Origin of the sequence: Reichenbachiella agariperforans (assembly GCF_900142205.1) — a bacterium.
Classification (GTDB): domain Bacteria; phylum Bacteroidota; class Bacteroidia; order Cytophagales; family Cyclobacteriaceae; genus Reichenbachiella; species Reichenbachiella agariperforans.
On the sequence record NZ_FRAA01000006.1, the window covers coordinates 148,805 to 169,736 of the forward strand.

Consider the following 20,932-nt stretch of genomic DNA (forward strand, 5'->3'; position numbering starts at 1 on the left):
TTGAAGAGTTACCATTCACTGTCTCAGGTCCGATCCGACATAGCATCTGGGACCATCACTTGCGTAGAGTTAGTACAAGGCTATTTGTCTAACATCACGTCAAAAAATACTGACCTCAATGCATTGTCAGAAGTGTACGAAGAGGAGGCGTTAGTGCAAGCGGCCGAGGTTCAAGAGAAAATCAACAATGGCTCTGCAGGCCGCCTCGCTGGAATGGTAATTACCATCAAGGACGTGTACTGTCACAATGGGCATACGCTACAGAGTGCCAGCAAAATCCTAGATGGATTCAAGTCTCAGTTCACAGCGACCCCTATTCAGCGACTCCTCGACGAAGATGCCATCATCATCGGGAGGAATAACTGTGATGAGTTCGCTATGGGCTCATCTAATGAGAACTCAGTGTATGGGCCTGTTAAGAATGCTGTAGGGAAAAACAAAGTCCCAGGAGGCTCATCGGGAGGCTCTGCTGTAGCAGTTCAGGCCGAGATGTGTTTGGTCTCAATAGGGTCAGACACTGGTGGGTCAGTACGACAACCTGCGTCATTTTGTGGTGTGATAGGCTTTAAGCCCACCTATGGTAGAATCTCAAGGCATGGACTCACAGCTTATGCGAGTTCTTTTGACTGTGTGGGTGTATTGGCACATTCGGTAGAGGATACTGCGCTCGTGCTAGAGATCGCTGCAGGGCCTGACGAGTATGATCACACAGTGAGCACCACCAATGTACCCGCCTATTCGAAAGCTCCTGAGTGGGCAGAAAAATTTAGCGTAGTTTCCTTCGAAAACATCAACTCGCATGAGGCTATAGATTCTGCTGTTAAGCAATCCGTAGATCGTGTGTTTGATAAGATTGAGACTTTGGGAAATCGTATTCATAAGGTGGACTTTACCTATCTCAATTATGTGCTTCCTACCTATTATATTTTGACAACTGCTGAGGCGAGTGCAAACCTTTCGCGTTTTGATGGTGTTAAATATGGCTATAGGACTGAAAATGCTAAGGACTTGGATTCCATGTATAGAAAAACACGGACAGAGGGTTTTGGTGAAGAAGTCGTGAAGCGAATATTGTTAGGAACCTATGTGCTGAGCGAAGGGTTCTATGATGCATATTATACCAAAGCGCAAAAAGTTCGACGATTGATTCGTGACGAGATGAAGTCTCTGCTAGAGAACAATGATTTTATCATCATGCCCACAGCACCTACACCAGCGTTTGATTTGAATAGTCACGACAGAAATCCGCTGGAGATGTACCTCGAAGATATTTTTACAGTACAGGCATCTTTGGCAGGGTTGCCATGTATTTCGATCCCTAATGGTACTGATGAGAATGGTCTTCCAATAGGCATACAGGTCATTTGTAATTCGTTCGAGGAGGAAAAATTATTATCTTTCTCCAAATATTTGAAAGAACACATTTTATGATCCGTAGGTTTTTTATAGCGTTTTTGACTGGTTCGATGGTTTGGACGAATGTCGCTCTTGCACAGCAAGAGATCGATGTTTTGCCAGATGTGAGTTATGAACTCGTCGCGGATCGCATGTCATGCCTACAGCAATCACTTCCTCTCGAATTTAATGAGCGGGTGTATTCTTTCATTGATTATTTCACGGTGCGAAATCGTGATTATACCCGTGGAGTACTGGAGAAGAAAAACCTTTATTTTCCGATCTTCGAACAGGTTTTGGCAGACAAAGGAATGCCTGATGAGCTTAAATATCTTGCGATCATCGAGTCTGGTCTCAATCCTAATGCGGTATCGAGAGTAGGCGCAGGCGGACTGTGGCAGTTCATGCCCTATACAGGAAAAGCCTATAAGCTCGATCAATCTTGGTATATCGACGAACGAATGAACCCATGGGAGTCTACCATGTCAGCTGCCCGATACCTCAAAGTGCTTTACAGCATGTTTGATGACTGGGAGTTGGCACTAGCAGCATACAATACAGGTCCTGGTAATGTCAGAAAAGCAATCCGTCGCTCAGGATACAAACAAGGGTTTTGGGAGATTTATCCTTATTTACCAAGAGAAACACGGTCGTATGTGCCGCAGCTGGTCGCCATGATCTATGTTGTCAATTATGCTGAGGAGCATAACCTGATAGACAATCAATCTGATCTCAAACACATGATGGCCTATGATACGGTACATGTGAGTAACTATGTCCACATGGAGACTTTAGCGACTCAGTTAAATTTGTGTTTGGACGAGCTTTTGATCCTCAACCCTCAGGTACTTCGTGGAGCTATCCCAGAGGGCATGACCAATTACCCACTGAAAGTACCTGCTGATCTGGCTGACACATTTAGAATACAAAGGTTGGCTTTGTTGGATTCTGCATCCAAAGTCGGTAAGAAAGAGATAGAATATCTATCTAGAAACACTCCTGGTGCTACCTACGGCAGAACCCGACAGGTATATCGTGTACGCAGCGGTGATGTACTCGGGACCATCGCCGAGCGACACAATGTCCGCGTGTCGGATCTCAAACGATGGAATAACCTGAACAGTAACATGATACGTGTCGGTCAGCGGCTAGATGTTTGGGTGATGCCCTACTACAATCAGTCGACCAAAGATGTTTATGCGGTCAAGACGCCAAGTGCTCCAGTGCAAGAGCAAAAAACAATACCTGGAGGAAAATATCATTTGGTGCAGTCAGGAGATTCTCTATGGAGTATATCCAAGCAGTATGACAATCTATCGATAGAGAAAATTAAAAAATTAAATAACCTAACCTCTTCGAGTATTAAACCAGGCCAAAAGTTATTGATCAACATGTAAATTGCTGATCTTCGGGCTGGCCGTACCGTCGTTTCATATACCTAAAATCTCCCAAGCCTATGTCCAAGTTGCTATGTACCTTGACGCTGTTGACGAGTATGTCTTTACTCGTGGCATGTTCTAATTCTTCTGACCAGTCTATTTCTTCCAAGAAGGATTCAGACAAAACTTATTTGCCAAAGGCGGGCGGAGAGCCGAATGCTGTTTTGGTGGTGATGGATACGACAGATTGGTCTGGGGAGATCGGCGAATCATTACGAGATATATTCTCAGCCTATGTGCCAGGCTTACCACAGGATGAACCATATTTCAAGGTTCGAAATATCAACCCTCTCAAGTTTAACAGTATCATTAAGCGTGCGACGAATGTGATATTCGTGCATACGCTCGATAGTCGAGGCAGACAGAGTTATCAGATGTCCAAGTATTACTCTGAGGCGACAGTGGAGAGAATCAAAAAAGACAGTAGTATTTTCATGCTGCCACAGACAGATGTGTATGCAAAGGGGCAGAATGTACTCCACCTTTTTGGTCAGACCAAAACACAGTTGATCAAGCATATCCAGGACAACCAATCGACACTCCGAAATCATTTTTTGAAGATTGAGAATGATCGCGTTGCAAGTAAAATTTTTAAAGTCCGAGAAAAGCAAATAGAGAAGCGTCTCGAAGAAGATCATGACTTTACATTGAACATCCCCTATGGTTATGAGTTAGCTAAAAACCTCAAGGATTTCGTTTGGATTCGCCAATTAGACACGCAGTGGGAGAAGGATATATTTGTTTATTTCCGTCCCTATGATAACCAAGAGCCATTTGAGGATGTGATGGCTTATCGTGAGTCTATCACGAGTATGTACATGCGGGACATCCAAAAACCAGAGATATACATGACGCTACAGGACACTTTAGGATATGTCAAGGAGGTGAACTTCAAAGGTCGTTATGCTAAAGAGGCTCGCGGACTGTGGAAGTATAGCGACATATCAGCAGGAGGCCCCTTTGTCAGTTATACATTCGTAGATGAAGAGCAGAAGCGAATATACTACCTTGAGGGGTATGTGTTCAATCCAGGAGAGGACAAGCGCGTCCCTATGCAGGAAATGGAAGTAATCTTACAATCATTTACCTCCAATTTGAGCCTATAGTTTAGGCTTTCAGATCAAAAGACTTAAAACAATTATCCCCATAATTATGAGTAAAATAAGAAAAAAGGATGCCTTGGACTTTCATGAATTTCCAACCCCTGGGAAGATCGAGGTACGTCCTACCAAAACGTTATCCACTCAGCACGATCTAGCGCTGGCCTATTCTCCGGGTGTAGCAGAACCATGTTTGGCTATCGCTGAAAATAAAGAGGATGTTTACAAATACACTTCTAAAGGCAATCTCGTAGGGGTAATCTCGAATGGTACTGCGGTATTAGGTCTGGGAAACATTGGCCCAGAAGCTTCTAAACCTGTCATGGAAGGGAAAGGTGTACTGTTCAAGAAATTTGCTGGTATTGATGTGTTCGATATAGAGATTGACGAAACGGATCCTGATGAGTTTATCAAGATTGTCAAGTCTCTCGAACCGACTTTTGGTGGAATAAATCTAGAAGATATCAAAGCTCCAGAGAGTTTCAAAATCGAAACTGAACTCAAAGAAAAGATGAATATCCCTGTCATGCACGATGATCAGCATGGTACGGCGATTATTTCGAGTGCGGCATTGCTCAATGCTCTGGAGGTAGTAGGTAAGAAGATCGAAGAAATTAAGATCGTCGTGAGTGGTGCTGGTGGTGCAGCGATAGCGTGTACAGACCTGTACGTCAAGATGGGCGCACGAAAGGAGAATATCCTAATGCTCGACAGTAGAGGCGTCATCACCAAAGACCGAGAAAACCTCGATCCGATGAAGGCACAGTATGCGGCGGATACCAAACTGAAGACTTTGTCAGAAGCAATCAAAGGAGCGGATATGTTCCTCGGGCTCTCTATGGGCAACATCATGAATGCTGATGATTTGCTATCTATGGCAGACAACCCTATCGTATTTGCACTCTCTAACCCTGACCCAGAGATTCCTTACGATCTAGCAATGAGAACCCGAGAGGATGTGGTCATGGCTACTGGACGGTCGGATCATCCTAACCAGGTTAATAATGTTTTGGGCTTCCCTTATATATTTAGAGGAGCACTGGATGTAAGAGCCACAGGTATCAATGAAGAAATGAAATTGGCAGCAGTGCGTGCTTTGGCAGAGATGACTAAGCTACCTGTTCCAGACGCAGTGACCAAAGCGTATGGTTCGGAAAGTATCAAGTTTGGCAAGGATTATTTGATCCCAAAACCACTCGATCCTAGGTTGATCGCGAGTATATCATCGGCTGTAGCGAAAGCAGCTATCGACTCAGGTGTGGCTCGTGCGACGATCAGTGACTGGGATGAGTATAAGATGAAATTAGAGGAGCGTCTCGGAATGGGACAGCGAATTATTTCACGTTTGGCTTCTCGGGCGAAAAAAGATTTACAGCGTTTAGTATTTGCAGAGGGAGATAGATTATCTATCCTCAAAGCGGCGCAGTTGGTGATAGACGAAGGAGTGGCTATTCCGATACTTTTGGGTAACAAAGAGAAAATTCAGGAGCTTATCAAAGAGAATGAATTGGATTTAGACTGTGAGATCATCGACACCTATCATCAGCGTGAAAAGCGTATGGTCTATGCGGATACTTTGTTCCAAAAAAGACAGCGTAAAGGCATGACGCTAAGGGAGGCACAGCGTCTCATGATCGATCGCAACTACTATGGAGCCATGATGGTCGAGCTGGGAGATGCAGATGCTTTGATTTCAGGATTGTCTAATGATTATCCGAACACGATTAAGCCGGCACTTCAGATTATTGGCATGGAGCCAGGGCTGAGTCGTGTGGCGGGTATGTATATCATTCGTAATCAGAAGGGAACTTACTTCTTGGCAGACACGACGGTAAATGTTAACCCTGATAAGGAGGCATTGTTGAACATCATCGAGCTCACTCATAGAGCTGTTAGATTTTTTGATTTCGAACCTAGAATGGCGATGCTGTCTTATTCGAGTTTTGGTTCAGCGAAGGGAGAGCTGCCGACTAAAGCAGCTGAAGCAGTCGCAATGGCGAAGGACAAATGGCCAGAGATGATCATCGATGGAGAGATGCAGGCTAATGTGGCTCTCAACCCTGAACTGATGGCGAAGAGCTACCCGTTCAGTGAGTTGAATGGCAAAGCGGTCAATACTTTGATATTCCCGAATCTAGCCTCTGGCAACATCGCTTACAAACTACTGATGGAGATCGGGTCTAGTGAAGCCATCGGCCCTGTACTGATGGGAATGAACAAGCCCGTCCATGTGCTACAGCGAGGCAGTTCGGTACGAGAGATATTTAATATGGCGACTATCGCGGCAGTAGATGCGATACAGTCTAAAAGTAGAAAAGCTATATGATCGCATATATAGAAGGAAAATTAGTCGAGATCGATCCGACTTACATTATTATAGATACGGGAGGTATTGGCTATCATGTCAATATCTCCCTTCTTACTTTTGGTCAGATTAAGAACCTGACACAGGCGAGAATCTTTACGCACTTCCATGTGAAAGAAGATGCCCAGACGTTGTACGGTTTTTTTGATCAGGACGAGAAAAAAAGATTTCAACAGCTGATCTCCATATCCGGAGTAGGCCCCTCCACTGGATTGATGATTTTGTCATCTCTCTCATCCCAAGAACTACACTCTGCCATCGTCAATAGCGATGTAAAAACGATCAGTAGTGTAAAGGGTATAGGACAAAAAACAGCACAGAGAATCATACTAGAACTCAAGGACAAAATGTCCAAAGAAGAACTGGAAAGCAATGTGCCAATCCTGTCCCTCAAGAAGGAGCAGAGTATTAAATCTGAGGCTTTGGCAGCACTGACGACTCTAGGAATATCTAAGTCGGTAGCAGAAAAGACCTTAGATAAAATATTGAAAAGTTCTGAGGAAGATATTGGTCTGGAGGATTTAATTAAATTAGCGTTGAAAAGACCGTAAATACAAAACTAAACCTGTAAACTCCGAGTTTGATCAGAGTCAAATTCTTTGTACGCTTTTACTCATTTCTCCTGACTAGTGTGATAATGAGCCTATCGGTATATGCCCAACAGCAGATGCCGAATCAGACGGATAGTGCCCAAAACGCAGAGGAGTATGAGCCGAGTTTTAGACCTTCTTTTAGGGCAGAAGATCGCTACGGAGATCCCTTCTCTAATACGGAAAGCCAGTCCCCATTGTTGCTGGACAACCCCTCTAATATGTCTATCGAAGTAGAGATGGATACGGGGATGAACTACACGATATATGAGCGTGTAGGTGCATTGAATTATCGTCCACGTTCCACGATGACTTTTGAGCAGTTTCAGGCTTATCAAGATGCACAGATCAAAAAGCAGTATTGGAAAGATCGATCGGCTGGACTAGATGGAGAGAGTGCCGTGAGTGGTCGACGACTGATCCCCAAAATCTACATTAGCCCGATGTTTGACCGAATTTTTGGTGGCAACTATGTGGATATTCAACCCAATGGTTTCGTCAATATGGATTTTGGTGGACGATGGCAGACCGTAGAGAATCCTGCCGTCCCTGTTCGAAACCAGAGAACGGGAGGATTCAACTACAACCAGCAAATCTCCATGAATGTCAAAGGAAATGTAGGGGAGAAGCTAACGGTCACGGCTAATTTTGACAACAACAACTCTTTCGATTTTCAGAACAATATGAAAGTCGAGTACACAGGCTATGAAGAGGAGATCATCCAAAAAATAGAAATTGGAAATGTAAGTATGCCTGTTGCAAATACCCTCATGACGGGAGGACAAAGCCTGTTTGGGGTTAAAACCCAGTTGCAGTTCGGTAAGTTGTCTGTGACAGCACTTGCTTCGCAGCAGCAAGGTAGCGCCAAGACCAAGTCCTTTAGCAATGGAACGGAGGGGACTCCATTTAGCATCCGTGCCTCGGACTATGATCAGTACCGTCACTTTTTCTTAGGGCACTTTTTTAGAGACAACTACGAGCGTTGGTTGAGGAATCTGCCACAGGTCGTGTCAGGAGTGAAGGTGTCGAGGGTGGAAGTCTATGTGGTCAAGCAGCAGACTGAGACGACAGGTTTACGTGGGATCATTGCTTTGGCAGATCTGGGGGAGCCAGTTCGCTTCGGGAATTCTACGGGTATCGTACCTGTTCCTAGCTCACCCAATGACAATGAAGCCAACAACATCTACAACAGTATCTCTAACGATAATGCAATCCGGGACATCTCTACCGTAGCTGACTATTTGGGAAGTAGCCAGTTTCAGATGGTAGAGGGGCGTGATTTTGAGGCGCGACCCAGTGTGCGTAGGCTAGATCAGTCCGAGTATCATATCAATGATAAGTTTGGTTATATCTCGTTGAACAGCAGACTGAGAGAGGGAGAAGTGTTAGCAGTGTCTTATGAGTACACCTATAGTGGTAGTTCTGAGCCGCATCAGGTGGGGGAGTTGGCAGAGAACTACCAAGGCCGACCAGACGAAGAACTCATCGTGTTGAAACTTTTACTTCCAGCTAAAAACACGAGCACAGATCTCCCTATCTGGGATCTTGCGATGAAAAACATCTATAACCTGGGAGGGTCACGGATCAATCAAGAAGGGTTTGATCTTAAGATTAATTACCGAGATGATGTAAACAACTATGATGCGCCTAACCTGAACGAAGGACAAAACACGAACAATACCCCGCTGATCGAAGTGCTGAAGTTGGATCAACTGAACATGAATGGGGACAATCAGCCAGATGGTAATTTTGATTTCATCACTGGGATCACTTTTGACGAAGACTATGGCAATGTTATTTTTCCAGTATTAGAACCTTTCGGTACGACCCTGGAAAATGCCTTCACTACGAATGAGCAAAATCTGAAAGACAAATATGTCTACCACGAGTTATATGATCGCACCAAGACACTAGCGGAACAGGTGTCGGCAAAAAATAAATTTCGCCTTACCGGTACTTATTCTTCTAATGCCAAGAATGTCTATAATCTGGATGGGTTCAATATTGCCGAGGGTTCGGTACGGGTCACGGCTGGGAGCACACTATTGACAGAGGGATTGGACTATGAGGTGAGCTATCTGGGCTCTGGTCAAGTGACCATCATCAATGACGGGGTGCTCAATTCGGGTAAGACGATCAATATCACCTACGAAGTGGATGATTTGTTTAGTTTTCAATCTAAGTGGTTGACAGGTACCCGTCTCGATTATCAGTTTAGTGACAAAATCAACGTGGGAGCGACCTTACTTCATCTAAGTGAGCGCACCGGAGGAGTGTCTCGCTATAGTATGGGTAATGAGCCGATCAAAAACACCAAATATGGTTTTGATGTGAACTATCAGGAGGACTCGCGAATGTTGACTAAGATTATAGATGCGATCCCACTCATCAGTACCAAGGAGACTTCTACTATTACCTTCAGTGGGGAGTTTGCGCAGCTGATACCTGGGACGAGTAATCAAGTCAATGGTGAGAGCACCTCCTATATAGACGATTTTGAAAGTGCTGCAACTCCATTCAATCTAGGAGGGGGCAACCAAGCATGGAGCCTAGGGGCAACACCATCTGGATTCGGTGAGTCAGGCTCGCTGGGCCAGGGGTTTCGTAGGGCAAGGTTGGCCTGGTATATCATTGACAATACCCTGTACACCAATGCTCGACCAGGAAACATAGAAGACGATGATTTGAAAAACATCTATGTCAAGCCAGTTTACCCGCAGGATATTTTTAAGCAGCAGGACACCAATACACCAGGGTTGAATACTCCGCTGAGAACCTTTGATTTGGCTTACTATCCGAGCGAAAGAGGTCCTTATAATTACAACACGAATAAGCTAGATCAGGATGGTCGCTTGGAAGACCCTCAGGAGAACTTTGCGAGTATTACCAGAGCGGTGCCTTCTAGCGTTGATTTCACAAAAAACAATATTGAGTATATAGAGTTTTGGTTGATGAATCCATTTCAGGCACCAGTGATAGATGGCAATGGCAATGCAGTGGTCAATAATGACACGAATGGAAAACTAATTCTCCAGTTGGGAGACGTGTCAGAAGACGTCATGCAAGACAAAAAGCATGCATTCGAAAACGGTCTATCAGCCAATGGTAGTGATGATAATACTGAAACCAATGAATGGGGACGTGTTACTACACAGCAATTCCTGACACAGTTTTTTGATGCTTCGGGAAGTGCTAGAACCAATCAGGATGTAGGTTTAGATGGTTTTAACAGTGATAGCGAACTCAATCATTACACTGATTTTCGAAACTATGTAGAGACCAATGTGTCAGGAGCCTCTGGCAATCAGATTTTGTCGGATATCTCTGCGGATGATTTTAAGCATTATCTGAGCCCAGACTATGATGCTGCAGGAGCTCAAATTCTAGAGCGATACAAACTGTACAATGGTTTGGAAGGAAACTCTCCTGTCAATGCAGGAGGGCTGTCTGCTACTACGATACCAGACAATGAAGATTTGAATCAAGATAATTATGTTAATCAGACGGAATCCTATTTTGAGTATGAAATCGATGTGAACCCTAGCACTTTGGTGCCAGGAAGAGGGTATGTCGTAGACCAAGTGACTGACATCAGTGGGGATGCTGAGTGGTACCTCTTTAGGATACCGATCTCTAGTGGTACTGCAGTTAATGATCCGAATTTGCAATTTCTCCGATATATGAGGATGACTTTGACGGGATGGACGACCCCAGTGGTGATGCGGATGGCGAGATATCAGATGGTAGCGAGTCAGTGGAGACAGTACACGCAGGATCTGTCTGCACCAGGACTAGGAGAGTTGCCAGAGTCGGTACTGTCTGACTTTGAGTTGTCAGTGGTGGGCGTTATACAAAATAGCTCTCCAGCGGGAGATACCCCCCCATATATGGTACCGCCAGGCATCAAGCGTGATCTAGACAATACCAGTGCTGTGACGATCCGTAGAGATGAGCAGTCGCTCAAACTATGTGTAGATGACCTAGAGGATGGTGATGCTAGAGCAGCGTATAAAAACTCACTGAACCTAGATATGATCAACTACGGTACGCTAAAGATGTTCTTTCATGCGGAGGCCAATGAGGGAGAAATGATTCTCGATGACGAAGTAAGCGCTTTTATTCGATTAGGTTTTGATCAGACCAACAACTATTATGAAATAGAGGTGCCACTCAAAATCACTCCTGATGGACTTGGATCATATAGTGCTGAAGACATTTGGCCGGAGGAAAACAATATTGATTTGGCTCTCAATGAACTTTATACTGTGAAGTCCGCTAGAAATGCGGATAATTATGACGTCAACAGTCGCTATACGCGCGCCTCACTCAATGGGAAATATCAAATAACCATCATCGGAAATCCCAAACTAAGCGGCGTGACAGACATGATGATCGGGATTAGAAACCCGACGACTGAGGATAAGGACAGTAAGTCCGTTTGTATCTGGGCCAATGAAATGAGATTAACGGATTTCGATACAGAAAAAGGGTGGGCGGCTAATGCTCAATTGAATATGAAGTTGGCGGATTTTGCGACGATTAATGCTGCCACACGATATACATCGGTAGGCTTTGGAGGCATACAGCAGCGAATTTCAGAGCGCACCCGGTCAGAGACTTTTGAGTATGACCTGTCTGCCAATGTTAACTTGGACAAGTTCATACCTGCTGAGACGGGGATCAAACTGCCTATGTTCGTGAGTACGTCACAGTCTACAGAAACCCCACGGTACGATCCGTTGGATGATGATATTCCGCTAGAAGCATCGTTAGACAAGTTTGATACACAAGAAGAAAAGGACGAGTATCGAAAGAAAGTCATCTCACAGACGACCAACAAGAGCATCAATTTTATCAATGTGCGTAAGGAAAAGGTAAAGCCAGATGCGAAGAGTCATATATACGATATTGAGAACTTCTCTTTCAATTATTCCTACTCCGAACAAAAGTCATCCAATGTCAATACCGCCGAGAGGTTAAACAAACAGTATTCGGGAGGTGTTGCGTATGACTACACCATGAAATCACCGAGTATTGAGCCGTTTAAGAATGTGAAGGCTTTTTCTAGTCCTTACCTTCAGTTGATCAAGGATATCAATTTCTCCCCCTTACCGAATAGTTTTTCGGTCAGAGCGTCTATGGATAGGCAATTTCAGAGGACTCAATTGCGCAATGTGGACTTGACTACTGATGGTATAGATGCAAATTATGAAAAGTTATTCAGTTTTGACCGTACCTATAATCTGCGGTGGAGTTTGTTCAAAAACCTTAGCTTGAATTACAATGCGACTGCTCGTGCGATTATAGATGAGCCAGAGGGAGATATAGATACACAGGCCAAACGTGATTCTATTATGGCGAATATTAAACGTCTAGGGCGTATGAAGAATTATAACCAGAGTTTGAGTTTGAACTACCGACTGCCACTGGACAAGCTACCATTGACAGACTGGATGAGTGCGGACTATCGTTATTCGGTTGATTTCGGATGGATAGGGGGCAATATCGATCAGGTAGAGGAATATGGTAACGTCGTAGAGAATCAGCGCACACAGGATATGACTGGGAAGATGGATTTTACCAGATTATATAACAAATCGAAATATCTCAGCAGTATCAATAAGCCGCCGAGCCGCTCACGTACTTCACGCTATGATACCGCTCAAGCTTCGGGAGGAGCAGGGGCATTTAAGGGGATTCTACGTCTGGTGATGGCACTACGTTCGATCAATGTGACCTATGGGTTGCGAGAAGGGACTTCTTTGCCAGGTATGTTGCCGTCTCCTTATATGTTTGGCATGGATAGAGATTTTGCAGCACCAGGTTGGGATTTTGTATTGGGTAGCCAGGATCCTAATATCAGGATACGTGCCGCCAAGGAAGAATGGCTCGTGAAGAACGGATTGTTTACCGTGCCTTTTGTACAGAGTCGTACCGAGGATATCAATATGCGCGCATCGATAGAGCCCTTCAAGGATTTTAGAATACAGGTCGATGCAAAGCGGAGTAATCGTGCGGAATACGAAGAGTATTACAAATGGGACAGTACGACCGTCAATACTTTTGTCTCAGAGACCCCATTACGATCTGGGAGTTACACGGTTAGTTTCTTGCCGATCAAAACGAGTTTTACCAAGGACAATGGAGACAATATATCTCCTATTTTTGAACAGTTCGTGGAAAATCGTGATATCATCTGGGATCGGTGGAGAGCCCAGGGTCAGGAATATGACACCACTTCTCAGGACGTATTGATACCCGCATTTATTGCGGCATATACTGATCAGAATGCTTCAGAGATCAATCTTTTGCCATTTCCGAAAACGCCTATGCCTAACTGGCGAGTGGACTATGCAGGGTTGAGTAAACTCCCAGGGCTCAAGGAAGTATTTTCTTCGATCAATTTGACGCACGCTTATACTTCTAGTTTTAGTATTTCCAATTATACTAATTCGTTGAAATATAACGATGTTGATTTGCTTGATCTAACTAATGATATTTTGGACTACCCAAAAGCCACAGTTAAGGACAATGGAAGCCTGGTGCCCGTTTATATTATTAGTCAGGTAGATGTAGTAGAGCGTTTTTCTCCGTTGATCGGAATTAGTGTCAGGACCAAAGGGATGTTCACTGCTAAGGTGGATTATGCGAGGGAGCGTAATTTGCGATTCGATCTTTTCAATACTCAGATTACGGAGATGCGCAGCAGTAATGTGTCTTTCGATATTGGTGTTACACGTGACACATGGAAATTTCCTTTCAAAATTAAAGGACGAACAGTTACAGTAGATAATCAGTTGCAGTTTAGGATGGGATTCACTGTACGAGATACAGAGACTGTTCAGCGCAAGGTCGAAGATGTGAGCACGATTACAGATGGTAATATCAACTATCAGGTGAGACCGACCCTCAGCTATGTAGCCAATCAAAAATTGAATATCACGATGTACTATGAAAAGAACATCAACGAACCAAAAATTTCTAGTTCTTACAACCGGTCGTCTTCTGCTTTTGGTGTTCAGGTACGCTTCAGTCTAGCGCAGTAGGCTAGGAGCTATCTCTTCACGAACGATTATCCTTTTTCTGAGATCATTATTTTGGAATTAAACCGTATTTTTGGACTCGAAAATATTATTCAACAAAACAATTCAAAAATGAATATTCCAGATCATTTGAAATATACTGCTGATCACGAATGGGTGAGTATAGAAGGCGATGTGGCTACTGTAGGGATCACGGATTTTGCTCAGGGCGAATTAGGTGATATCGTTTATGTGGAGATCGAAACCGAAGGCGAAACCATCCAGAAAGGCGAGCTTTTTGGCACGATAGAGGCAGTCAAAACGGTTTCGGACTTGTTTATGCCTGTGTCAGGAGAGGTGCTAGAGTTCAACGAAGAGTTGGAAAGCGAACCAGAGTTGGTCAACTCTGCTGCCTACGAGGATGGCTGGATGATCAAGATCAAAATAGCAGACATGGCAGAGGCAAATGAGTTGTTGTCAGCGGATGCGTACAAAGAGCTGATCGGGAAGTAATTGGTTGCTATTAGTCAAAACCTGTATAAGTATATTTTTTTAGGATGGACTTTATCCATCCTTTTCTTATTGCTAAAGCCTAGCACTGGCGAACCAAGTTTTTTGGGTCAAATCCCACACTTGGACAAGGTGGTTCATTTTACTTTGTTTTGTGTTTGGGGAAGTCTGGGCTATCGTGCTTTTGGTGCAAGCCAGTCTACGGTTAAGTTGTGGTCTGTGGCAGTCGTAGCGATCGTATGTTTGGCAGCAGGTACCGAGTGGCTACAGCGTTATGTAGAAGGGCGTCAGGATGATGTTTTGGACTTTGTGGCAGATATGTCAGGAGGGTTACTCGGAGTGTGTTTGACAAAGTATTGGAAAATAAATTAATAAATGTGGAATTGTATTTCAGTTTAGTATATTTGAAGTTACTAATGGTTACTGAAGTAAGAGAAAATAAATATAAAGGAGCATGGAGTTAAAGAAAAACCCGAAAATCTCCCTTGAAAGAAAGGCTGGTATGTTTTTTAACATCGGTCTTGCTGTCAGCTTATTGCTCATCACTACTGCTTTTGAGTGGAAATTTTATGATGAAGGAGAGTTGGTAGATCTTGGACAGATTGATGATGATTTTGAAGATATTATGGAGATTCCTCCTACGGAGCAGCCACCTCCACCCCCACCGAAGATTGAGCTTCCTAAGATTATAGAAGTTCCAGATGAAGAGGAAATCGAGGAAGAAATCGAAGTAGAACTTGACGTGGAAATCACTGAGGAGACAGTTATCGAAGATATCGTTTTCGAGGAGGAGCCAGAAGAAGAAGTTGCGGATGAGATTTTTGACATTGTAGAGGATCAGCCAGCACCTCCAGGGGGTATGGCAGCATTCTATAAGTATGTTGGTAAATCTATGAAATACCCTAACCAAGCCCGTAGAATGGGTGTAGAAGGTAGAGTGTTTGTTCAGTTCGTAGTAGACAAAGATGGCTCGATCACAGAGGTAAGAGCGATCAAAGGTATTGGAGCTGGATGTGATGAAGAAGCGGTAAGAGTACTACAGGGTGCTCCTAAGTGGAAGCCAGGAAAGCAAAGAGGTAGAGCAGTGAAGGTAAGAATGATTTTACCGATCACATTCAAATTGAGCTAAGTCTCGTTTCATACCAAAGACATAAAAAAAAGCACTGAGGATATCCTCAGTGCTTTTTTTATGTCTTATGAACCTTGTGCTTGCTTAGATGATATTGAGTACTTGCTCTTTTATTTTTTCTAGCTCGTCTTTCATTTCTACGACTAGTTTTTGGATGTCAGCGTTGTTGGCTTTGGAGCCAATTGTGTTGATCTCTCTTCCCATTTCTTGACTGATGAAACCAAGCTTCTTGCCTTGAGATTCTGTCTCTGCTAGTGTAGTGTTAAAGAAGCGCATGTGGTTTTCTAGTCTGACAACTTCTTCAGCTATATCTAGTTTTTCGATGTAGTAGATCAGTTCTTGCTCAAAGCGGTTTGGATCAGACATGTCTGCGGCATTTAGTTCTTTTAGACTCTCGTTGATTCTGTTTTTGACGTGCTGAATGCGCTCAGGGTCTTTGACTTTGATGGCTTCTAGACTTTGTGTGATATTGTGTGCGAATGATCGGAGTGCAGTGTCTACGGACGCACCTTCTTGTGCGCGAAAGGCATCACACTTGTCGAGTGCTTCATTGATGAGCGAAACCATGGTCGCTCTGTCTACTAGGTCACGTTTGCTGGCAGGGTGCTCGAATACGTCACCCGTTTTCAGAATACTGTTGAGGATATCAGCATCTGCTAGCTGCATATTGCCAGTTACTTGTTCAAACTGATTTTTGTAGTGCTGAAATAACTCAGGATTGATTCTTAAAGCCTGATCAGTACCTGATTTGATAGTGAACTCTACACTAAAGTTGACTTTTCCTCGGATGAGTCTGTCAGAGATGATTTTTCGAAGGTCAGTTTCCATGGCCGAAATCTCCTTGGGAACTTTGCTGTTGATGTCTAAGAACTTAGAGTTTAGCGTTTTGATTTCTACTTGAATGCCTATTTGATCATTTTCAAACGTGGCATTGCCATAACCTGTCATCGATTTTGTCATGCGCAAAAGTCAGGAATAATTCGGATTATAAAAAATACAGTTTCAGTCCGTTTAGAAATCATACCCGATGGAGAGATAGTATTTCATTTCCCCTCTGCGATAGTCCTCTATAGGTCGGGCTGCATCGAAACGTAAGTAATAGCCAAGTAATACGGTTCGCATACCAAATCCATAGCTCTGTAGCCATGGGTTTCGACTTGTTTTGATGATGGCTTCAAAAGGAGATCCTGGGGTTTTAACAATTTTGGTGTCGACAGTATTGTCTTCGTTGAAGGGGGATAGCCCTGTCCAAGCCGATCCTATGTCATAGAATCCAATGAACTGAAGATTGCGAAGGAAGTTAGATTTGATGGTGCCACGGGTGAAGTATTTGATGACTGGAAACCTCAGTTCTGCGTTTGCTGCTAAGACATTTTCGCCATTGAAACGATTGTAGTTGAAGCCACGGAGGTTTACGAACTCCGTAAATAAGATGTCTGTATTGTCCTTGAAATTACTAAAATAGAGTGGTGAGTTGATCTGGTCTTCATTGTCTTTCTTGTTGAAGAGCCAGTTGTCCATGCCGCCGAGCATATATGTTTTTGGGCGATTGCCAAAGGAAGCTCCGTAGTAAACGCGGGTAGCGAGTACGAGTTCACGATGAATTTTTTGATATCGTCGCATGTCGATGTTGAAATTACTGAAGCTACGGCTGGCGTCATCCAATGCTTGATTGTGTTCGAATGATATTTTGCCACGCATTCCTTCGAATAGATTGAGCCCATTGACGAGGGTATTGTCAAACACCCATGCCGCCTTGAAGCCAGCATAGGTATGCTTGGAATCTTCGATGGCACCTGAAACTGTACCCGCGATGACATCTCTGTTTAGGTTATAGTAGTTGGTAAAGCGCATGAAACCATCTATTTCGAAACGAGCAGAAACGGATACAGGTAGGGCGGCACCTAGAGCGACGGTGTTCATTTGGTATTTTTGGAGATGCTCGCGTTCTGTAAAATCACGTTGTGTGTCAAAGTCATTTTGTATAATGACGTTTCGGTCATACCTGACGCGGAGGTCAATCGTGTTTTTGAGATATTCGTACTGCGCAAAGAAATCACCACTCTTGAAGTCGCTGATAGCGAGAAACCCACCGTTGAATTTGTGGTTTTCAAGTGCATCGGTCATTTGTGTCTCAACCAAAACGCCAAAGCCTCTCATCTGGTCGAATACGAATGAGGTCACAAGGTTGTCAGCCGTAAAGCTGGTTTCGTATGGTAGGGGGCCTGTAACTGTAGGCTCTTTCTGGATTTTTTGGTAGATAGATAGGAAGGAAAAACGCTGGTCATTGTCTGGGCTATCCTTATCTACTTCCTCATCCTCAAAGGTGTAGTTGTCTGTATCTATGAAGCCTTCGTCTACTAAGAGCTGGGTCGTGTCTGCCTGTTGGATAGAGTCGAGCAATGCTGTTTCTTCTTCTGAGCGCTTTTTCTGTTCGAGTAGTTCCTGGGTGGCTCGTTCTTCACGTTTTTTTCGGATGTACTCCACTTGCTGAACCTGATGACGAAGTGTAGGAGGAGTGAACAGACGTTGGTCTAGGTTGTAATCCTCATTGTAATAGAGCCGGGTCTTGCCCTCGTGCAGCATGAGGAAAGCGAGATCCCCAGAGTAGGGGTTGAGGTCATATTGTTTGAGACTGGTGCGAAAATTAGAAACTTGATGATAGAGGCTATCGCTAAAACTATAAGTGTAGATGTTATTGATCCCTTTTAGATCACTCAAAAAGTAGATGTGATCTTTATCTACAGGGACCGGATAGGTTTCATTGCTGATGGTGTTAGTCATCCGATGGAGGACATTGGTAGTCGTGTCTAGATCATAGGCGAACAGGTTGAGCAGGCTCGGCATGTGATTGATGTCTGGTGTAGTGATATTGAGCGTGTCTGTCGTACGGTTGGAGCTAAACACAAAGGCATCTGTGCCAGGAATAAACTGTGGATATAGATCATCCCAGCTGTCCTTGGTGAGCCTTTTAATGGCATTTCGTCGCATACTGATTAGGTAGAGGTCTGTTTGTCCTTTGACGTCTGCGCTGATGATGGCGAGTTTTCCGTTTTCGTTAAAGTCTATGTCATTGACTTGGTTGAATCTGACGAGTGATTTTTTTTGCTTAGACCGTGTGGGGATGTCGTAGGTCACAAGGAAATTTTTGCCGTAGCTGTTTTGGACAATCCCGAGTTGTGACTCGCTGATCCAGTCTATGATGGGTAGTTTATAGGATACCTCTTGGTCGATCGAGTGGTAGCCCCCTTTGAGTGCGACACGTTCTTTTCCTTTTTCTATGTTCCTAATGATGATTTTGTACTTGCCTTTGTAGTTCTGTATGTAAGCGATTTGAGTGCCTTGTGGGCTTATTTTCAGGCCAGTGAGTTTGGTTATTTTTCCTGTGACATTAATGAGCTTTTCATCCTTTGTAGGAGCGATATAACTGTCGTCTAATTGTTCGTTAGGTACGCCGTAGTACTCCGCCCATTCGTACATAAACTGTCGAAAAGACATCCCTAGCGTACTGGCTACACTATGTTCTGTATTTCGGATGATACGGGTGAGGTTGAGGATGTTGCTTAGATTGCTTTTGCCATATTTGATAGCGATGAAGTTCCACACTGACTGGCCTATTAGTGCTGCTTCTTCTCCTTCTAGTTTGTTGAATTTTTTAATTTTCTTATCCGTGAGGTAGTCTCTTACATAATCATCCATAGTCACGTCCCATCCTTTGGCTATATAGTTGACGGCTCCTTCGATGAACCACTCGGGGAGATTGAGCAGGTAGTTGCTCTGGAACATCTCTGTGAGACTCCCGCCGAACATCATGTCTTCGAGCAGCATCTTGGAGACTTTGAATCTTAGTTCTTTTTTGAAATCTACCATATTGCCAGGATAAGCAATCTCCACTTGTAGTTTGACGAATTTGGTTTCCCCGGCTACAGAGAAGGTAGCAGCCCCTACGCCAATATTGCTTTGAAGTAGGTCTGTGTGTGAGTTGTAGATGAAAATTTCACTTTTAGAAAAAGGAGCATACCCGATCATGTCGGTGATTTTCTCGAACTCATCCTGTAGAAAATCTACTGTGACGTCAGCATACTCTTCGCCCTGACTATAGAAGTGGACGTCATACTCTTCTGTACCATAGTAGTACCAGTCAAACTCCTTGTATTGCACCCTGTTTTGACCAAAAGTCTGAGGCTTGTATTGCCCTATGGCACTGGAGGTAGCAAGGAGGAATAGACATGCTATGACTAATCGGTTCTTCATGCAGTGATACAGTTCATTATTTTGATGGGTACGCTTTGTAGTATCTAGTGATATTGACCTCTTCCATTAGTGGGGTTTCGTCAGATAGATAAGTTAAGAATTTATCAGTGAAAAACGGAATCAAAGAGACGCCTTTAGATCCGAAACCATTGAAAAGATAAATATGTTCATATTCAGGGTGTTTTCCAATGATTGGTCGACGGTCTTTTGTCGCAGGACGCACCCCGGCTACACTATCTACGATTTCGATGGGTTCGTGCAGGAGACTTTCTAGTTTTCGCGTGATTTCTTCTTGACCTTTGTTGCTGGGAAGGATGTCCTCAAAATGATGTTGATAGTTGGAGCCTACGCGGACGAGACCCGTATCTGTGGGTAGGATGAAAACACCACGGTTGAGGATGGTCTTGAGTGGCTTGTCTAATTTGCCACGGAGGATTTCTCCTTTAACAGGTCGTAGCGGTACCCACCCAAAAAGGTTCGTGTTTAGTGCCCGTGTTCCGTTCGCATAGATAAGTTTGCGATAGGTCTCGCCGTTGTATTCGACGTGGTTACTAGCAACGACGAGTCGTGTTTCGTCATATTCTTCTTCCAGATAGCTTGCTTGATGAAGGAGCTTTTCTTTGCTGCTCTGAAGTAGTTTTGGAATCTGTAAAAAACCCGCAGGTTTTAGTTGGATGCCTCCGAATCGATCGTCTAGTTGATACTCGGGATGATGTTTTTTTCGGATGGACGAAATAAAAGGACTGAATTTTTCATCAGACTGTTTTATGTCCCAGTCGTTTTGCTCCTCCTGATTGACAAAGGGGCGATAGATTCCTATAGCCTGTAGAAATATAGCATCGAGATGTTGTTCTAACTTACGATAGAAAGGCTCTAGCATACTGAAAATCTCATCTGCTAGCCAGGTTTTGACCATTTGACGACCAGTGATAGGGTTGTAAAGTCCTGCCGCTACAGTAGAGGAGCGGTTTTCATTTGGCTGATCAATTACCATCACCGAGTGATTTTTTTCAGTCAATGAATGCGCCAGTACAGCTCCTGCTAGTCCATGTCCGATGATGAGGTAGTCCTTCAATGTTAAAGTGTTTTGCTATTGATCAATATTAGGTCAAATTTGCAGATATATTC

Annotated in this window: 12 protein-coding genes; 9 read left to right on the forward strand and 3 right to left on the reverse strand. The window is 43.9% G+C overall.

Going from position 1 to position 20,932, the window contains the following annotated elements:
- The 9 genes from gatA to BUB99_RS15325 all read left to right on the forward strand — a co-directional run bounded on the left by gatA (nucleotide 1) and on the right by BUB99_RS15325 (nucleotide 15,550).
- Complete coding sequence (gene gatA, locus BUB99_RS15285) at nucleotides 1-1,431, forward strand: Asp-tRNA(Asn)/Glu-tRNA(Gln) amidotransferase subunit GatA (RefSeq protein ID WP_073123841.1); 1,431 nt, start codon at nucleotides 1-3, stop codon at nucleotides 1,429-1,431.
- A complete protein-coding gene (locus tag BUB99_RS15290) occupies nucleotides 1,428-2,792 on the forward strand; it encodes a lytic transglycosylase domain-containing protein (protein WP_073123843.1) in 1,365 nt (454 codons plus the stop codon). Before gatA ends, BUB99_RS15290 begins: the two co-directional genes overlap by 4 nt.
- Before the next feature lie 59 nt (nucleotides 2,793-2,851).
- The gene (locus BUB99_RS15295; RefSeq protein ID WP_073123845.1) at nucleotides 2,852-3,940 is read left to right on the forward strand and encodes a DUF4837 family protein; all 1,089 of its coding nucleotides are present in this window, start codon (nucleotides 2,852-2,854) and stop codon (nucleotides 3,938-3,940) included.
- Nucleotides 3,941-3,986: 46 nt separating this feature from the next.
- The gene (locus BUB99_RS15300) at nucleotides 3,987-6,260 is read left to right on the forward strand and encodes an NADP-dependent malic enzyme (RefSeq protein WP_073123847.1); all 2,274 of its coding nucleotides are present in this window, start codon (nucleotides 3,987-3,989) and stop codon (nucleotides 6,258-6,260) included.
- A complete protein-coding gene (gene ruvA / locus BUB99_RS15305; RefSeq protein WP_073123849.1) occupies nucleotides 6,257-6,850 on the forward strand; it encodes a Holliday junction branch migration protein RuvA in 594 nt (197 codons plus the stop codon). Before BUB99_RS15300 ends, ruvA begins: the two co-directional genes overlap by 4 nt.
- A gap of 86 nt (nucleotides 6,851-6,936) precedes the next feature.
- The gene (sov, locus tag BUB99_RS15310) at nucleotides 6,937-13,935 is read left to right on the forward strand and encodes a T9SS outer membrane translocon Sov/SprA (RefSeq protein WP_073123851.1); all 6,999 of its coding nucleotides are present in this window, start codon (nucleotides 6,937-6,939) and stop codon (nucleotides 13,933-13,935) included.
- A gap of 108 nt (nucleotides 13,936-14,043) precedes the next feature.
- Complete coding sequence (gene gcvH, locus BUB99_RS15315; protein WP_073123853.1) at nucleotides 14,044-14,424, forward strand: glycine cleavage system protein GcvH; 381 nt, start codon at nucleotides 14,044-14,046, stop codon at nucleotides 14,422-14,424.
- Nucleotides 14,425-14,493: 69 nt separating this feature from the next.
- Nucleotides 14,494-14,793, forward strand: coding sequence for a VanZ family protein (locus BUB99_RS15320; protein WP_158584276.1), 300 nt, complete (start codon nucleotides 14,494-14,496; stop codon nucleotides 14,791-14,793).
- A gap of 82 nt (nucleotides 14,794-14,875) precedes the next feature.
- A complete protein-coding gene (locus BUB99_RS15325) occupies nucleotides 14,876-15,550 on the forward strand; it encodes an energy transducer TonB (RefSeq protein ID WP_073123857.1) in 675 nt (224 codons plus the stop codon).
- An 84-nt stretch (nucleotides 15,551-15,634) separates the two neighbouring features.
- On the opposite strand, the gene BUB99_RS15330 is transcribed toward BUB99_RS15325, so the two are convergent.
- From BUB99_RS15330 to BUB99_RS15340, 3 genes are read right to left on the reverse strand one after another with little or no spacing between them, the layout of a single operon-like run.
- Nucleotides 15,635-16,510: a YicC/YloC family endoribonuclease gene (locus BUB99_RS15330; RefSeq protein WP_073123858.1), complete on the reverse strand. Its 876-nt coding sequence runs from the start codon at nucleotides 16,508-16,510 to the stop codon at nucleotides 15,635-15,637.
- Nucleotides 16,511-16,561: 51 nt separating this feature from the next.
- Nucleotides 16,562-19,804, reverse strand: coding sequence for a TolB-like translocation protein (locus BUB99_RS15335; RefSeq protein WP_073123860.1), 3,243 nt, complete (start codon nucleotides 19,802-19,804; stop codon nucleotides 16,562-16,564).
- Nucleotides 19,805-19,820: 16 nt separating this feature from the next.
- A complete protein-coding gene (locus tag BUB99_RS15340; protein WP_073123862.1) occupies nucleotides 19,821-20,879 on the reverse strand; it encodes an NAD(P)/FAD-dependent oxidoreductase in 1,059 nt (352 codons plus the stop codon).
- Nucleotides 20,880-20,932: the final 53 nt, after the last annotated feature.

Bases quoted from the DNA above. Each gene is read 5' to 3' on its own strand.
- BUB99_RS15290 (WP_073123843.1), top strand. From the start codon at position 1,428: ATGATCCGTAGGTTTTTTATAGCGTTTTTGACTGGTTCGATGGTTTGG.
- BUB99_RS15295 (WP_073123845.1), top strand. From the start codon at position 2,852: ATGTCCAAGTTGCTATGTACCTTGACGCTGTTGACGAGTATGTCTTTA.
- BUB99_RS15300 (WP_073123847.1), top strand. From the start codon at position 3,987: ATGAGTAAAATAAGAAAAAAGGATGCCTTGGACTTTCATGAATTTCCA.
- ruvA (WP_073123849.1), top strand. From the start codon at position 6,257: ATGATCGCATATATAGAAGGAAAATTAGTCGAGATCGATCCGACTTAC.
- sov (WP_073123851.1), top strand. From the start codon at position 6,937: ATGAGCCTATCGGTATATGCCCAACAGCAGATGCCGAATCAGACGGAT.
- gcvH (WP_073123853.1), top strand. From the start codon at position 14,044: ATGAATATTCCAGATCATTTGAAATATACTGCTGATCACGAATGGGTG.
- BUB99_RS15325 (WP_073123857.1), top strand. From the start codon at position 14,876: ATGGAGTTAAAGAAAAACCCGAAAATCTCCCTTGAAAGAAAGGCTGGT.
- BUB99_RS15330 (WP_073123858.1), bottom strand. From the start codon at position 16,510: ATGACAAAATCGATGACAGGTTATGGCAATGCCACGTTTGAAAATGAT.
- BUB99_RS15335 (WP_073123860.1), bottom strand. From the start codon at position 19,804: ATGAAGAACCGATTAGTCATAGCATGTCTATTCCTCCTTGCTACCTCC.